At 71.2% G+C, this 16,126-nt stretch carries 7 protein-coding genes, 1 tRNA gene and 3 pseudogenes; 9 read left to right on the top strand and 2 right to left on the bottom strand.

Annotated features, from left to right (window positions below):
- The first annotated feature begins 148 nt into the window (after positions 1-148).
- The 4 genes and pseudogenes from gltB to DEJ15_RS11455 all read left to right on the top strand — a co-directional run bounded on the left by gltB (position 149) and on the right by DEJ15_RS11455 (position 9,042).
- Positions 149-4,667 (top strand): annotated as a pseudogene (gene gltB, locus DEJ15_RS11470) (glutamate synthase large subunit).
- 59 nt (positions 4,668-4,726) lie between these two features.
- On the top strand, positions 4,727-6,184 hold the full coding sequence (locus DEJ15_RS11465) for a glutamate synthase subunit beta (protein WP_110825044.1): 1,458 nt from the start codon (positions 4,727-4,729) through the stop codon (positions 6,182-6,184).
- A gap of 99 nt (positions 6,185-6,283) precedes the next feature.
- Entirely contained in the window at positions 6,284-7,729 is a 1,446-nt protein-coding gene (pyk, locus tag DEJ15_RS11460; protein WP_110825043.1) for a pyruvate kinase, read from the top strand.
- 168 nt (positions 7,730-7,897) lie between these two features.
- A pseudogene (locus DEJ15_RS11455) lies at positions 7,898-9,042 on the top strand (VIT1/CCC1 transporter family protein).
- A gap of 33 nt (positions 9,043-9,075) precedes the next feature.
- On the opposite strand, the gene DEJ15_RS11450 reads toward DEJ15_RS11455, so the two are convergent.
- Positions 9,076-9,615, bottom strand: coding sequence for an HdeD family acid-resistance protein (locus DEJ15_RS11450; protein ID WP_181419531.1), 540 nt, complete (start codon positions 9,613-9,615; stop codon positions 9,076-9,078).
- A gap of 105 nt (positions 9,616-9,720) precedes the next feature.
- Here DEJ15_RS11450 and DEJ15_RS11445 point away from each other — a divergent pair.
- The 3 genes from DEJ15_RS11445 to DEJ15_RS11435 all read left to right on the top strand — a co-directional run bounded on the left by DEJ15_RS11445 (position 9,721) and on the right by DEJ15_RS11435 (position 11,082).
- Positions 9,721-9,800 (top strand) — tRNA-Leu (locus DEJ15_RS11445).
- A 100-nt stretch (positions 9,801-9,900) separates the two neighbouring features.
- On the top strand, positions 9,901-10,506 hold the full coding sequence (locus DEJ15_RS11440; protein WP_110825040.1) for an ANTAR domain-containing response regulator: 606 nt from the start codon (positions 9,901-9,903) through the stop codon (positions 10,504-10,506).
- A 108-nt stretch (positions 10,507-10,614) separates the two neighbouring features.
- Positions 10,615-11,082 carry a GNAT family N-acetyltransferase gene (locus DEJ15_RS11435; RefSeq protein WP_110825039.1) on the top strand — a complete coding sequence of 156 codons (468 nt, stop codon included), beginning with the start codon at positions 10,615-10,617 and terminating at the stop codon, positions 11,080-11,082.
- Between the two features lie 13 nt (positions 11,083-11,095).
- Here the strand turns inward: DEJ15_RS11435 and DEJ15_RS11430 are convergent, their stop codons facing one another.
- Positions 11,096-11,464: a PaaI family thioesterase gene (locus tag DEJ15_RS11430; protein ID WP_284175011.1), complete on the bottom strand. Its 369-nt coding sequence runs from the start codon at positions 11,462-11,464 to the stop codon at positions 11,096-11,098.
- 149 nt (positions 11,465-11,613) lie between these two features.
- On the opposite strand from DEJ15_RS11430, the pseudogene polA reads away from it, so the two are divergent.
- Positions 11,614-14,290, top strand: a pseudogene (gene polA, locus DEJ15_RS11425) (DNA polymerase I).
- A 125-nt stretch (positions 14,291-14,415) separates the two neighbouring features.
- Entirely contained in the window at positions 14,416-16,095 is a 1,680-nt protein-coding gene (locus DEJ15_RS11420; protein WP_110825036.1) for a DUF885 domain-containing protein, read from the top strand.
- Positions 16,096-16,126: the final 31 nt, after the last annotated feature.

Genomic DNA, 16,126 nt, shown 5'->3' with positions numbered 1-16,126 from the left:
CTGTTCCACTTCCTCGTGAGGACGGTTCCCCATGGCGCTCCTGCCATCTCAGCCCTCTGCAGTCCCGAACGGCGCGACGGACTCGTCGTCCCGGACCGGGCTCCGCTCGCCGCACCGACGTTTCTCGGCGGTCCCCGACGCCGCCGGGATGTACGACCCGGCGAACGAGAAGGACGCCTGTGGTCTCGCGATGGTCGCGACGCTCCGCGGGACGCCCGGGCACGACATCGTCGACGCCGCGCTCGGCGCGCTCCGGAACCTCGAGCACCGCGGTGCCGTGGGCTCGGACGCCGGCACCGGTGACGGCGCGGGCATCCTCTGTCAGGTCCCGGACGCGTTCTTCCGCGAGGTCGCGCCGTTCGCCCTGCCGGACGCCGGCCAGTACGCGGTCGGCACCGCCTACCTGCCGCTCGACGTCGACGCCCGCGCCACCGTGAAGGCGACCGTCGAGGCACTCGCGGCGGACGAGGGGCTCCGCGTGCTCGGCTGGCGTGAGGTGCCGGTCCGGCCCGAGGTCCTCGGCACCCTGGCGCGTGCGGCGATGCCCGCCTTCGAGCAGGTCTTCGTCGTGTCCACGCACACGGACGAGCACGGCGCGCCGCGTTCCGGCATCGAGCTCGACCGCCAGGCGTTCCGACTCCGGAAGCGTGCGGAGCAGGACAGCGAGCTCTACTTCATGTCGCTGTCGAGCCGCACCATGGTCTACAAGGGCATGGTCACGACGCTCCAGCTCGAGCCGTTCTACCCCGACCTCAGCGACGAGCGCTTCGCGTCGCGTCTGGCGATCGTGCACTCGCGCTACTCGACGAACACCTTCCCGTCGTGGCCGCTCGCGCAGCCGTTCCGCTCCCTCGCCCACAACGGTGAGATCAACACCGTGCGCGGCAACCGGAACTGGATGCGGGCCCGCCAGTCGCAGCTCGAGAGCGAGCTCCTCGGCGACATGGCACCGCTGCTGCCGATCGTGAGCCCGGGTGCGAGCGACTCCGCGTCGTTCGACGAGGTGCTCGAACTCCTCACCCTGACCGGTCGGTCCCTCCCGCACGCGATGTCGATGATGGTGCCGGAGGCCTGGGAGAACCAGGTCGACATGGACCCCGAACTCCGCGCCTTCTACGAGTACCACTCGATGCTCATGGAGCCGTGGGACGGCCCCGCCGCGATCACGTTCACCGACGGCACGCTCGTCGGCGCCACGCTCGACCGCAACGGCCTGCGTCCCGGACGCTTCCTGGTGACCGACGACGGGCTCATCGTGATGGGCAGCGAGACGGGCGTCATCGACGTGCCCGCGTCGAAGGTGGTCCGCAAGGGCCGTCTGCGCCCGGGCCGGATGTTCCTCGTCGACACCGAGAACGGCCGGATCATCGAGGACGACGAGGTCAAGCGCGAGCTCGCCGCGTCCGGACCCTGGTCCGAGTGGCTCGAGTCCGGTCGCATCAACCTGGCCGACCTGCCCGAGCGCGAGCACATCGTGCACACCCCGGCCTCGGTCACCCGGCGGCAGCGCGCCTTCGGGTACACCGAGGAAGAGGTCCGGATCCTGCTCCGCCCGATGGCGCAGACCGGGGCCGAGCCGCTCGGCGCGATGGGCTCCGACACCCCGATCGCGGTCCTGTCGCAGCGTCCGCGACTGCTGTTCGACTACTTCACGCAGCAGTTCGCCCAGGTGACGAACCCGCCGCTCGACTCGATCCGCGAGCAGGTCATCACCTCGATGGGGCTCGGCCTCGGGCCGGAGCGCAACCTGCTCACCGCCGGGCCCGAGCACGCGAAGCAGATCGTGCTCGACTTCCCGGTGATCGACAACGACGAGCTCGCGAAGATCCAGCACTTCGAGACGGCGTCCGGGCGGCACCTCACCGTGACGATCCGCGGGCTCTACCGCGTGGACGCCGGCGAGACGGCCATGGAGCAGCGCATCACCGCCGTGTGCGACGAGGTCGACGCGGCGATCGAGTCCGGCAAGCAGTTCATCGTCCTGTCGGACCGTGACGGCAACGCCGAGTACGCGCCGATCCCGAGCCTGCTGCTGCTCGCCGCCGTGCACCACCACCTCATCCGCACCGAGCAGCGCATGAAGGTCGGTCTGATCGTCGAGGCCGGCGACGTCCGCGAGGTGCACCACGTCGCGACGCTCATCGGCTACGGCGCGTCCGCGATCAACCCGTACCTGGCGATGGAGACGTGCGAGAACCTCGTGCGCTCGGGCATGATCACCGGGCTCACGCCGGAGCAGGCCGTCAAGAACGTGATCAAGGCGCTCGGCAAGGGCGTCCTGAAGATCATGTCGAAGATGGGCATCTCGACGGTGTCGAGCTACGCCGGCGCCCAGGCGTTCGAGGCGGTCGGTCTCAGCCAGGAGGTCGTCGACCGGTACTTCACCGGCACGTCGTCGATCCTCGGTGGAGTCGACGTCGACGTGATCGCCGCGGAGAACGCTGAGCGACACGCCCAGGCGTATCCGCAGGACGGCGCCGTGCTCTCGCACGAGCGACTGCAGACCGGCGGCGAGTACCAGTGGCGCCGTGAGGGCCCGCCGCACCTCTTCAACCCGGACACCGTCTTCCGGCTGCAGCACGCCACGCGAGCCCGCCGGTACGACGTGTTCCGCGAGTACTCGAAGGCCGTCGACGACCAGTCCGAGCAGCTCGTGACGCTGCGCGGCCTGTTCGGGTTCTCGCACGGCACGCGCAAGCCCGTACCGCTCGACGAGGTCGAGCCGATCGCGGAGATCGTCAAGCGGTTCAACACCGGCGCGATGTCGTACGGGTCGATCTCGCAGGAAGCACACGAGACGCTCGCGATCGCCATGAACCGCCTCGGCGGTCGCTCGAACACGGGCGAGGGCGGCGAGGACGTCGAGCGTCTGCTCGACCCCGAGCGGCGCAGCGCCATCAAGCAGGTCGCGTCCGGCCGGTTCGGCGTGACGAGCATGTACCTGACCCACGCCACCGACATCCAGCTCAAGATGGCGCAGGGCGCGAAGCCCGGCGAGGGCGGGCAGCTGCCGCCGCAGAAGGTCTACCCGTGGGTGGCCCGGACGCGGCACGCCACGGCGGGCGTCGGCCTCATCTCGCCGCCGCCGCACCACGACATCTACTCGATCGAGGACCTCAAGCAGCTGATCTTCGACGTCAAGCGCGCCAACCCCTCGGCCCGCGTGCACGTCAAGCTCGTCAGCCAGTCCGGCATCGGCGCGGTCGCAGCGGGCGTGACGAAGGCACTGGCCGACGTCGTGCTCGTCTCGGGTCACGACGGCGGCACCGGCGCGAGCCCGCTCAACTCGCTCAAGCACGCGGGTACCCCGTGGGAGATCGGTCTGGCCGAGACCCAGCAGACGCTCATGCTCAACGGCATGCGCGACCGTGTCACGGTGCAGGTCGACGGCCAGATGAAGACCGGGCGCGACGTGCTCGTGGCGGCCCTGCTCGGTGCCGAGGAGTACGGCTTCGCGACGGCGCCGCTCATCGTCGAGGGCTGCATCATGATGCGCGTCTGCCACCTCGACACCTGCCCGGTGGGCGTCGCCACCCAGAACCCGGAGCTCCGGGCGCGGTTCTCGGGCAAGCCCGAGTTCGTCGTGAACTTCTTCGAGTTCATCGCGCAAGAGGTGCGCGAACTGCTCGCCGAGCTCGGGTTCCGCAGCCTCGACGAGGCCATCGGACGCGCCGACGTGCTCGACGTGGACCGTGCGGTTGCGCACTGGAAGGCGTCCGGACTCGACCTCGAACCCGTCCTCAAGGGGCCGGACTTCGGGGCGGACGAGCCGCGCACCCGGCGCCGCGCGCAGGACCACGAGCTCGAGCAGCACTTCGACAACCGGCTCATCGCCGAGGCGTCCGACGTGCTCGAGCACGGCGGCACGCTGACGCTCGACCTGCCGATCCGCAACACGGAACGCGCGGTCGGGACGATGCTCGGCCACGAGGTGACGCTCCGGCACGGGGAGAACGGCCTGCCGACCGGTTCGATCGACATCACCCTCCGCGGTTCCGCGGGTCAGTCGCTCGGCGCGTTCCTGCCGGCCGGCATCACCCTGCGGCTCGTGGGCGACAGCAACGACTACGTCGGCAAGGGGCTGTCCGGTGGCGAGATCGTCGTCCGCCCGGCGGCGGACGCGGGCTTCGACCCGTCGGAGAACGTCATCGCCGGCAACGTCATCGGCTACGGCGCGACCCAGGGCAGCATGTTCATCCGCGGCATCGTGGGGGGAGCGCTTCCTGGTCCGCAACTCCGGTGCCACCGCGGTCGTCGAGGGCGTGGGTGACCACGCACTCGAGTACATGACCGGCGGGCTCGCGCTCATCCTGGGCGAGACCGGCCGGAACCTCGGCGCGGGCATGTCGGGAGGCACGGCCTACGTCCGCGGACTCCGTCGCGAGCTCGTCAACACCGATGCGCTCACGTCCGGTGAGCTCCGCCTGGAACCGCTCGACAGCGCCGACGTCGCGATCGTCACCGACCTGCTCCGCCGGCACGCCGACGAGACCGGCTCGACGATCGCCGCCGGGCTGCTCGACTCGGGCGACCTGTCCGAGTTCGTCAAGGTGCTCCCGCGTGACTACGCGGCGGTGCTCCAGACGCGTCAGCAGGCCGTCGACGAGGGCCTCGACCCGGACGGCACCGTCGTCTGGAACCGCATCCTGGAGGTCACCGGTGGCTGACCACGCGCGCACCCGCCTCCACTCCCGCTCGACCCGCACCCTCACCCAGGAGGTGACCCGTGGCTGACCCCAAGGGGTTCCTGAAGGTCCAGGAACGTGAACTGCCGGCCCGCCGTCCCGTCCCGCTGCGGCTCATGGACTGGAAAGAGGTCTACGAGCAGCAGGAGTCCGGCGCGCTCAAGCGACAGGCCGGGCGCTGCATGGACTGCGGCGTGCCGTTCTGCCACCAGGGCTGCCCGCTCGGCAACCTCATCCCGGAGTGGAACGACCTCACGTGGCGCGGCGAGGGTCGCCAGGCCATCGAGCGTCTGCACGCGACGAACAACTTCCCGGAGTTCACGGGGCGACTGTGCCCGGCTCCATGCGAGGCGTCCTGCGTGCTCGGCATCAACCAGCCGCCGGTGACGATCAAGCAGGTCGAGGTCTCGATCATCGACGAGGCGTACCAGAACGGATGGGTCACGCCGCACCCGCCGGAGCGCCTCACCGGCAAGACCGTCGCGGTCGTCGGTTCCGGTCCCGCAGGGCTCGCCGCCGCGCAGCAGCTGACCCGCGCCGGGCACACGGTCGCCGTGTACGAGCGGGACGACCGCATCGGTGGTCTGCTCCGCTACGGCATCCCGGACTTCAAGATGGAGAAGCGGCAGATCGACGCCCGCCTCGCGCAGATGCAGGCCGAGGGCACCCGCTTCCGTGCCGGTGTCGAGATCGGCCGGGACATCACCTGGGACGACCTGAAGTCGCGGTACGACGCGGTCGTGGTCGCCACCGGGGCGACCGTGCCGCGCGACCTCCCGATCCCGGGTCGTGACCTCGCCGGCGTGCACTTCGCCATGGACTACCTCGTCCAGCAGAACAAGGCGAACGCGGGCACCGTGGTCGACAACCAGGTCACGGCCGAGGGCAAGCACGTCGTCGTCATCGGCGGCGGTGACACCGGCGCGGACTGCATCGGCACCGCCCACCGCCAGGGTGCGCTCAGCGTGACGAACCTGGCGATCGGCAAGCAGCCGCCGCTGGAGCGCCCGTCGGACCAGCCGTGGCCGATGTTCGCCACGGTGTTCGAGGTCACGAGCGCGCACGAGGAGGGCGGGGAGCGCATGTTCCTGGCCACCACGGTCGAGTTCCTGGCGAACGAGGCCGGCGAGGTCCGTGCGCTCCGCGTCGCCGAGACCGAGTACGTCGACGGCCGCCGTGTCCCGAAGGCCGGCACCGAGCGTGAGATCCCCGCGGACCTCGTGCTCATCGCGATGGGCTTCACCGGTCCGGAGACCGACACGATCGAGCCGCAGCTGGGGCTCCCGACCACCGTGTCGGGCGCGGTGTCCCGCCAGGCGGACTACACCACGAACGAGCCGGGCGTGTTCGTCGCCGGCGACGCCGGTCGTGGGCAGTCCCTGATCGTCTGGGCGATCGCCGAGGGGCGTGCCGCCGCGGCGAAGGTCGACGAGTACCTCGAGGGGTCGACGATCCTGCCGGCTCCGGTCAAGGCGACGGACCGGGCGATCTCGGTCTGATGGTCCCCACCTCGTAGACGGGAGGCCACCGGCACTCGATAGGGTGCTGGTGGCCTCTCGTCGTTCCGCGAAGCCACCTCCACCACACGAAGGAATCCATTGAGACGCGCAAAGATCGTTTCGACGCTCGGACCTGCCACCTCCGACTACGAGGTCGTCAAGCAGATCATCCAGGCCGGGGTCGACGTCGCCCGCCTGAACCTCAGCCACGGTGACTACAGCGTGCACGAGGTCAACTACGAGAACGTGCGTCGCGCCGCCGAGGAGCTGGGCAAGCCCGTCGCGATCCTCGTCGACCTGCAGGGCCCGAAGATCCGTCTGGCGAAGTTCGCCGACGGCCCGCACGAGCTCGCCGTCGGCGACGTCTTCACGATCACGACGGAGGACGTGCCGGGCACGAAGGACGTCTGCGGGACCACGTTCAAGGGGCTGCCGCAGGACGTCAAGCCGGGCGACCCGCTGCTCATCGACGACGGCCGTGTGCGCCTCCGCGTCCTCGACACCGACGGCGTGCGCGTCCGCACGGAGGTCGTCGTCGCCGGCACCGTCTCGAACAACAAGGGCATCAACCTGCCCGGTGTCGCGGTGAACGTGCCCGCGCTGAGCGAGAAGGACGAAGCCGACCTCCGTTGGGGCATCCGCATGGGCGCGGACCTCATCGCGCTCTCGTTCGTCCGCAACGCCGCCGACGTCGAGCGTGCGCACCAGATCATGGACGAGGAGGGCAAGCGCCTCCCGGTGATCGCCAAGGTCGAGAAGCCGCAGGCCGTCGACGCGCTCGAGGAGATCATCGACGCGTTCGACTCGATCATGGTCGCCCGTGGTGACCTCGGCGTCGAGCTCCCGTTGGAGGCCGTCCCGATCGTGCAGAAGCGCGCGGTCGAGCTGTCCCGCCGCATGGCCAAGCCGGTCATCGTCGCGACCCAGATGCTCGAGTCGATGATCTCGTCCCCGATCCCGACACGCGCCGAGACGTCCGACGTCGCGAACGCCGTCCTCGACGGTGCCGACGCCGTCATGCTCTCCGGTGAGACGAGCGTCGGTGAGTACCCGGTGGAGACCGTGCGCACGATGGCCCGCATCGTCGAGTCGACGGAGGACCACGGCCTCGAGCGCATCGCCCCGCTCGGCACGAAGCCCCGCACGCTCGGTGGCGCGATCACCCTCGCAGCGGTCGAGATCGCGGAGTTCACCGAGGCGTCGTACCTCTGCGTGTTCACCGAGTCCGGTGACTCGGCCCGCCGCATGTCCCGCCTGCGCCACGGGCTGCCGATCATCGCCTTCACCCCGAACGAGACGACGCGTCGTCGTCTGGCGATGACGTGGGGCGTGCGGTCCTACCTGGTGGACCGGAAGACCCACACCGACGAGCTCTTCTCCCAGGTGGACGACGTCCTCATCGGCAACGGCCTCGCCGTCCCCGGCGACCGGGTCATCGTCACGGCCGGCTCGCCTCCCGGACTCGAGGGCTCGACGAACGACCTGCGCGTGCACCGGGTGGGCGACGCGCACGCCGAGGCGGCACCCGCCTACGTCCGCGACTGAGCACGGTCGCGTCGGTCCGTGACCGACACGACCCGGAAGGCCGTCACCCACCAGGGTGGCGGCCTCCGCCGTCCCGGCCGGGAGGCACGACACCCGTCGGGCGCGGTCCGCACGCGGGTACCGTGGTCCCGTCCACACCGACCGGCACGAGTACGCGAGGAGCGTCGCATGGGTGATCCGAGCCTCCGGACCGACACCGCGTCCCGGTCCCGCGCCGACGTGCAGCGGTGGCGCCGGTACCTCGCCGACGAGCGTGCCGAGGCGGCCGTCTACCGGAACCTCGCCTCGCGACGCACCGGCGAGGAGCGCGAGATCCTCGTCGCCCTGGCCGAGGCCGAGGGGGCGTCACGAGCAGCACTGGCGCGACCTGCTCGGGGACGACGTCGGACGACCGCTGCGGGGGGAGCCTCCGTACCCGGGTGCTCGCCGCGCTGGCGGCGCGGTTCGGTTCGGTCTTCGTGCTCGCGCTCATGCAGCGCGCGGAGGACCGCTCGCCGTACGCGGACGACGCCGACGCGACCGCGCAGATGGCGGCCGACGAGCGGATCCACGGCGAAGTCGTCCGCGGGCTGGCGAACCGCGGGCGGATGCGCCTGTCCGGCACCTTCCGCGCGGCGGTGTTCGGCGCCAACGACGGACTGGTGTCGAACCTCGCGCTCATCATCGGTGTGAGCGCCTCCGGGGCGGACCGGCACTTCGTCCTGCTCAGCGGCATCGCGGGCCTGCTGGCCGGCGCGCTGTCCATGGGGGCGGGGGGAGTACGTGTCCGTCCGGTCACAGCGGGAGCTCCTCGACGCATCGACCCCGCATCCCGAAGCACAGCGCGCGGTCGCCGACCTCGACGTGGACGCCAACGAGCTCGCGCTGGTCTACCGGGCGCGCGGGATGTCCGAGGACGAGGCCGCAGCCCACGCCGACGAGGTCCTCGCCGCCCTGCTGGCCGGCCCCGCGACCGGCGGGGTGCCGGTGGTGCGGAGCCGCTCTGCGCTGCCCCGCCCGGTCGGCACGGAGGGGGGGCCGACGAGCACGAGGCGGTCGGCACCGGCACGAGCGCTGCGCTCTCCAGCTTCTGCTTCTTCGCCTCCGGTGCGGTCATCCCGGTCCTGCCGTACCTGGTCGGGCTCGACGGCTGGGCCGCGATCGGGGTGGCCTCGGCGCTCGTCGGCCTCGCGCTGCTCGGCACCGGTGCCGTGGTCGGTGTGCTCAGCGGAGCGTCGCCGCTCCGGCGGGCGCTCCGACAGCTGGGGATCGGCTTCGGCGCCGCCGCCGTGACGTACGTCCTCGGTCTGCTCTTCGGGACCGGGTCGGCCTGACGCAGCCCCGCCGCCGGGCTGCGTCGATCCGGTTCAGCGCCGGGCGGAGGCGCGCGCGGGCAGGAGGAGCAGCGCCGCGCTGCCGACGCCGACGAGGGCGATGCCGGCCAGGACGGTGAAGACCTCGAGGGCGAGCGTCGGGGCGAGCAGCACCGCGACGCCGCAGAGCAGCGACAGCAGCCCGCTCACGACGGACGGCACCCGGGAGGAACCGGGGTGCCCGACGAGGGCACCGACGAGCGCCGCGACGCCCTCGACGAGGAACCCGACCCCGGCCAGGACCGCGTAGACGACGAGCGGTACCGCGGGGTCGACGAGCGTGACGAGTCCGGCGACCCCGACGAGGGACCCGACGACGCCGGAGGTCCAGCGCCAGACGGTCGACGTGCCGTGTCCCCGCGCGGCCGCGAAGACCCGCATGGCCCCGGAGACGACGAGGTACACCCCGAAGAGCAGCGCGACGAGCACCAGTGTCGGCCGCGGCCACACGACGGCGACGATGCCGGCGACGATCGCGACGGCGCCGGTGACGATGACGAACGCCCGGAACGTGCGGACGGCGCGTGAATCCACCGTGGCTCCTCCTGACTGGACTGCCGGACCTCCGACCGTACCGTGCGGGGAGGGCGTCGGTCCGGGCGGGGCGTCGTCGCGGTGGCTGCTACGCTGGCTCCGCTCGCGAGTGTGGTGGAATGGTAGACACGGGGCACTCAAAATGCTCTGCCTCTGGCGTGCGGGTTCGAGTCCCGCCACTCGTACTCGGTCCGCTCGGCCGGTTCCGTCAGGTGCCCGATCGGACCCGCTGGGGATCGCGTCCGGATGCCGCCGTCCGATCGCGCGTCTAGTAGGCTCTTCGTCGTGAGTGACACAGAAGCAACCGCAGCCGCACCCCGTCGCGTCGTCGTCGCCGAGGACGAGTCGCTCATCCGTCTCGACATCGTCGAGATCCTCCGCGACAACGGGTTCGACGTGGTCGGTGAGGCCGGAGACGGCGAGACCGCGGTGCAGCTCGCCACCGACCTGCGTCCCGACCTCGTGATCATGGACGTCAAGATGCCGCAGCTCGACGGCATCTCCGCGGCCGAGAAGCTGTCGAAGAACCACATCGCCCCGGTCGTCCTGCTCACGGCGTTCAGCCAGAAGGAACTCGTCGAGCGTGCGACCGAGGCCGGCGCGCTGGCCTACGTGGTGAAGCCCTTCACCCCGAACGACCTGCTCCCCGCGATCGAGATCGCCCTCTCGCGGTACCAGCAGATCATCACGCTCGAGGCCGAGGTCGCGGACCTCGTCGAGCGCTTCGAGACCCGCAAGCTCGTCGACCGCGCCAAGGGCCTGCTCAACGAGAAGATGGGCCTCACCGAGCCCGAGGCGTTCCGCTGGATCCAGAAGGCGTCCATGGACCGCCGGCTCACGATGCACGACGTCGCCAAGGCGATCATCGAGCAGCTCAGCGCCAAGAAGTAGTCCCACCAGCCACCCCACGGAAGGCGCCGTCCGGAGCGGACGGCGCCTTCCGTGCGTCCGGCGTCGTGCGGTCCTCGTTCCGGCGCCACCAGCTGGCAGGCTGGGCACATGGACGACGTGGTGATCCGGGCCTCCCGGTCGGAGGACATGGCGACGGTGGCCGACCTGCGGTGGCGGTGGCGGGTGGACGAGGACGGCACGGCCCCGGCCGGGACGCCCGAGGCGTTCCGCGAGGCCATGGCGGCCTTCGCGCTCGCGCACCCGGAGACGCACCGGTGCGTGGTCGCCGAGCTCGACGGGGTCGTCGTCGGCATGGCCTGGCTCGCGATCGTCGCCCGACCACCGACCCCGGACCGCCCGGAGCGGTGCACCGCGGACGTGCAGACGGTGTACGTCGCACCCGAGGCCAGGGGCCGCGGTGTCGCGCAGCGGCTGGTCCGTGCGGCACTCGACCTCGCCGAGGAGGTCGGGGCGGAGCGGACGACGGTGCACTCGAGCGTCGCCGGCGAGACGCTGTACCGGCGGCTCGGGTTCGGGGACGCCCGACTGCTGCTCCAGGCGCCGCCCGAGGGCTGACCGACCGCGGGGGTCAGCGAGCGTCGCGGATGATGTTCGTGATGCGCACCGTCGAGCAACGACGGCCCTCGTCGTCGGTGAGGACGATCTCGTGCGTCGTGAGGGTGCCGCCGAGGTGGATCGCGGTGCACGTGCCGGTCACACGGCCGCTCGTCGCGCTGCGGGAGTGCGAGGCGCTCAGCTCGATGCCCATGGCGTACCGACCCGGGCCGGCGTGGATGTTCGCCGCCATCGAGCCGAGGCTCTCTGCGAGGACGACGTACGCGCCACCGTGCAGGAGCCCGACCGGCTGGCGGTTGCCCTCGACGGGGATGCTCGCGACGGCACGCTCGGCGGAGAGCTCGGTGAACACCATGCCCATCTTCTCCGCGAGTTCGCCCATGCCGCGGTCGGCGTACTCGGCGAGGCCCTCGGGGGGAGCCGGTGGTGGTGGTCGCGTCGGTCATGCGTGCTCCTCGGGCGGTGGTCCTGCCCGCCGTCCTCGGAGCCGGCCCGGGGCCGGCCGTCGGGGGCCGTCGGTAGGCTGTCCGGGTGTCGGACTCCGCAAAGCCTACCCTCATGGTCATCGACGGCCACTCGCTCGCGTTCCGGGCGTTCTACGCCCTCCCGGTCGACAGTTTCGTGAACCGCGAGGGGCAGCACACGAACGCCATCCACGGCTTCATCTCGATGCTGCTCATGCTCCTCCAGCGCGAGAAGCCGACGCACCTGGCGGTCGCGTTCGACATCTCCCGGTTCTCGTTCCGCACACGGGAGTACGAGGACTACAAGGGCACGCGCTCCGAGACCCCCCGCGGAGTTCAAGGGCCAGATCCCCCCTCCTGCAGCAGGCGCTCGAGGCGATGGGCATCACCACCGTCACGAAGGAGGACTTCGAGGCCGACGACATCCTCGCGACCCTCTCGAAGCAGGGCGCCGACCAGGGGTTCCAGGTGTACGTCGTGTCCGGCGACCGCGACTCGATCCAGCTCGTGAACGACGACGTCACGCTGCTGTACCCGTCCGTGCGCGGGGTCTCCGAGCTCACCCGCTACGACCGCGACAAGGTGTACGAGCGCTACGGCATCGAGCCGCACCAGTACCCGGACATCGCCGCCCTCGTCGGTGAGACGAGCGACAACCTGATCGGCATCGACAAGGTCGGCGAGAAGACCGCCGTCAAGTGGATCACCCAGTACGGGTCGCTCGACGGCGTGCTCGAGCACGCCGACGAGATCAAGGGCGTCGTCGGCAACAACCTGCGCGAGCAGAAGGACCGGGCGATCCGGGACCGGAAGCTGAACCGGCTCGTCACCGACGTCGAGTTGCCGGTCGGTCCCGCCGACGTCGCCCTCCGACCGCTCGACGAAGCCGCGGTCCGCGAGCTGTTCGCGACCCTGCAGTTCCGCACGCTGCTCGACCGCGTCTTCAAGGTGGTGGGCGGCGGGGACGCGGCCGACGCCGTCACCACCGACGGTACCGTCGAGGACGCCGGTCCCACGCCGCCGCCGGTGAAGACCCTCATCGACGAGGAACTCGGTCACTGGCTCGAGCGGAAGGACGCCGCGGACGCCGAGAACGGGTACGGCGTCGCGGTCGAGGTCATCGACGGTCGTCTGAGCGCGATCGGCATCGCCACCCACGACGACGCCGTCCTCGTGCCGGGCGGCAGCGGGGCGCTCGACTACGAGCAGTTGGCCACGTGGTTCGCCTCGGACGCCCCGAAGCACTTCCACGACGCGAAGGCCGCGATCAAGGCGCTCGGGACCGCGGGGTTCACGGTCGCGGGCGTCGCAGGGGACGCCCGCATCACCGGTTGGCTCGCGAACCCCGGCAAGCAGGGGCAGCCCCTCGCGGACCTCGTGTACCAGGAACTGGGCGAGGAGCTGCCGACCGCCGACCCGAACCAGCTCGTCCCCGAGACGGAGCCGGTCAACGTCGGCGTGCACGCCTGGTACGTGCTCCGCGTCACCACGGCCCTGCGTGCCCGCATCGACCCGAGCTCGCTGACGGTGCTCGACGACATCGAGCTCCCGCTGACGGCGGTGCTCGCGCGGATGGAGACCACCGGTGTCGGGATCGACCGGCCGGTGCTCACCGGGCTCTCCCACGAGCTGGGGGGGAGCGCGCCGCCGACCTCGCGCAGCAGGCCTTCGCGGAGATCGGGCACGAGGTCAACCTCGGGTCGCCGAAGCAGCTGCAGGAGGTCCTGTTCACCGAGCTCGCGATGCCGAAGACCCGGAAGACGAAGACCGGGTTCTCCACGGACGCCGCGAGCCTGGCCGACCTGCAGGAGCAGCACCCGCACCCGTTCCTCGGACTGCTGCTGCAGCACCGCGACGCCACGAAGCTCCGGCAGATCGTCGACACCCTCGACGCCGCGGTCGTCGACGGTCGCATCCACACCCGGTACGAGCAGACCGGCACGAGCACCGGACGGGTCTCCTCCACGGACCCGAACCTGCAGAACATCCCGGTGAAGACCGCCGTCGGGCGCCGCATCCGGTCCGCGTTCGCCGTCGCCGAGCCGTACACGACACTGCTCACGGCCGACTACTCGCAGATCGAGATGCGGATCATGGCGCACCTGTCCGGGGACGCCGGCCTGATCCAGGCGTTCAACGAGGGCGAGGACCTGCACCGGTTCGTCGGCGCCCGCGTCTTCGGCGTCGAACCGTCCGACGTCAGCCCCGAGATGCGCACCAAGGTCAAGGCGATGTCCTACGGCCTGGCGTACGGTCTCAGCGCGTTCGGGCTGTCGAAGCAGCTCCGCATCGAGCAGAGCGAGGCCCGCACGCTCATGACGGAGTACTTCGCCCGCTTCGGCGCCGTACGGGACTACCTCCGGAACGTGGTCGAGCAGGCGCGCGAGGACGGGTACACCGAGACGATCTTCGGCCGTCGCCGACCGTTCCCGGACCTGAAGAGCCCGAACCGGGTGCTTCGCGAGAACGCCGAGCGTGCCGCCCTGAACGCGCCGATCCAGGGATCTGCGGCGGACATCATGAAGATCGCGATGCTCGGGGTCGACGCGGACCTGCGCGACGGCGACCTCGGCTCCCGGCTGCTGCTGCAGGTGCACGACGAACTCATCCTCGAGGTCGCGCCGGGCGAGCAGGAGCGCGTCGAGGAGATCCTCCGGACCCGCATGGGCGGTGCCGCCGAGCTGAGCGTGCCGCTCGACGTGTCGGTCGGCGTCGGCCGGAACTGGGAGTCCGCGGCGCACTGACCGTGGCGCACTGCCCGTCGGACCGCCCGACGCGAGCGGCGGGACGGACGGGAGGCACGCCTCCCGTCCGCCTCGCCGCTCGCCTCCGGTGACCGGGGGGAGCGGGGCTGGGTAGGGTCGACGACATGAGCGATGACCGTCCCGTCCGCCAGCCGTCCGCCGTCGACCAGGTCGCCGAGCAGTGGGTCACCACGCTCGTCGAGCTCGACCCGACGGTCGCCACGTACATCGGTGTGCCCGGGCGCACCGACTCCTACGGCGACACGTCCCCGGCGGGTGCCGCGGCCCTCGCCGACGCCGCTCGCGCCGCCCGCCGTGCACTGGACGCCGCCGACGCCCGCGACGACGTCGACCGGGTCACGAAGGCCGACCTCGGATCCGAGCTCGACCTGACCGTCGAGTCGTACGAGCGGAGGCTGCACCTCCGGGACCTCAACGTCATCCAGAGCCCCGCGCAGTCCCTCCGGGACGTGTTCGACCTCATGCCGACCGCCACGACGGACGACTGGCAGGACGTCGCCGGACGTCTGCAGGCCCTCCCGGACGCCCTCGAGGGGTACCGGGAGACGCTGCTCGAGGGCACCCGCGAGGGCGTCACCGCCGCGAAGCGCCAGGTCGAGCTCATCGCCGAACAGGCCGGCCGGAACGGCGCACCGGACGGGTTCTTCCGGCAGCTCGTCGACGGCGCCGCGCTCGAGGGCGGGGCGCCGGTCCCGGAGCAGCTGCGCGCCGAACTGACGCGCGGGGCCGAGGTCGCCGCGGCCGCCTACCGGTCCTTCGGCGCCTTCCTGCAGCACGACGTCCTGCCGCTCTCGACCCCGGTCGACGCGGTCGGTCGCGACGACTACGCCCTGCACTCCCGCCGGTTCCTCGGCGCCGTGGTCGACCTGGACGAGACGTACGAGTGGGGCATCGAGGAACTCGCCCGGATGCGCGACGAGCAGGAGCGGATCGCGGACCGCATCGAGTCCGGCGCGAGCGTCGCCCGCGCGATCGAGGTCCTCGACGCCGATCCGTCGCGGGTCCTGCACGGCACGGACGCCCTCCGCGCCTGGATGCAGGAGACCAGCGACGAGTCGATCCGGGCGATGGACGGCCGGTACTTCGACATCGCCGACCCGATCAAGCGCCTGGAGTGCCGGATCGCGCCCACCCAGGAGGGCGGGATCTACTACACCGGCCCGTCGGACGACTTCTCGCGCGCCGGGCGGATGTGGTGGTCCGTCCCGCAGGGCGTCACGGAGTTCGGCACCTGGCGGGAGAAGACGACGGTCTACCACGAGGGCGTCCCGGGGCACCACCTGCAGATCAGCCAGGCCGTGTACAACCGCGGCGAGCTCAACACCTGGCGGCGCCAACTCGCCGGTCCGTCGGGACACGTCGAGGGCTGGGCGCTGTACGCCGAGCGGTTGATGGAGCAGCTCGGGTTCCTCGACGACGACGGCGACCGCCTCGGCATGCTCGACGGTCAGCGGATGCGCGCGGCCCGCGTGGTCCTCGACATCGGGGTGCACCTGCAGAAGACCAACCCGGACGGCGGCGGCTGGACGTGGGAGTACGCGCTCGACTTCATGGGGCGGAACGTCAACATGGACCCCGCGTTCGTGCAGTTCGAGGTCGCGCGCTACTTCGGGTGGCCGGGTCAGGCCCCGTCGTACAAGGTCGGGCAGCGGGTCTGGGAGTCGATCCGGGACGACGTGGCCGCCCGCGAGGGGTCGTCCTTCGACCTCAAGGCGTTCCACCACCGCGCCCTGGCACTCGGCGGCGTCGGGCTCGACACGCTGCGGAGTGCGCTCGTCGGCTGACCGTGACACGCCCGGTTGTGGGCGCCGGTCC

It is taken from the genome of Curtobacterium sp. MCJR17_043, assembly GCF_003224315.2.
In the GTDB taxonomy this organism is placed as follows: Bacteria; Actinomycetota; Actinomycetes; order Actinomycetales; family Microbacteriaceae; genus Curtobacterium.
Note: the sequence above shows the minus strand (reverse complement) of the source record. Positions and strands in the feature narration are given on the sequence as shown.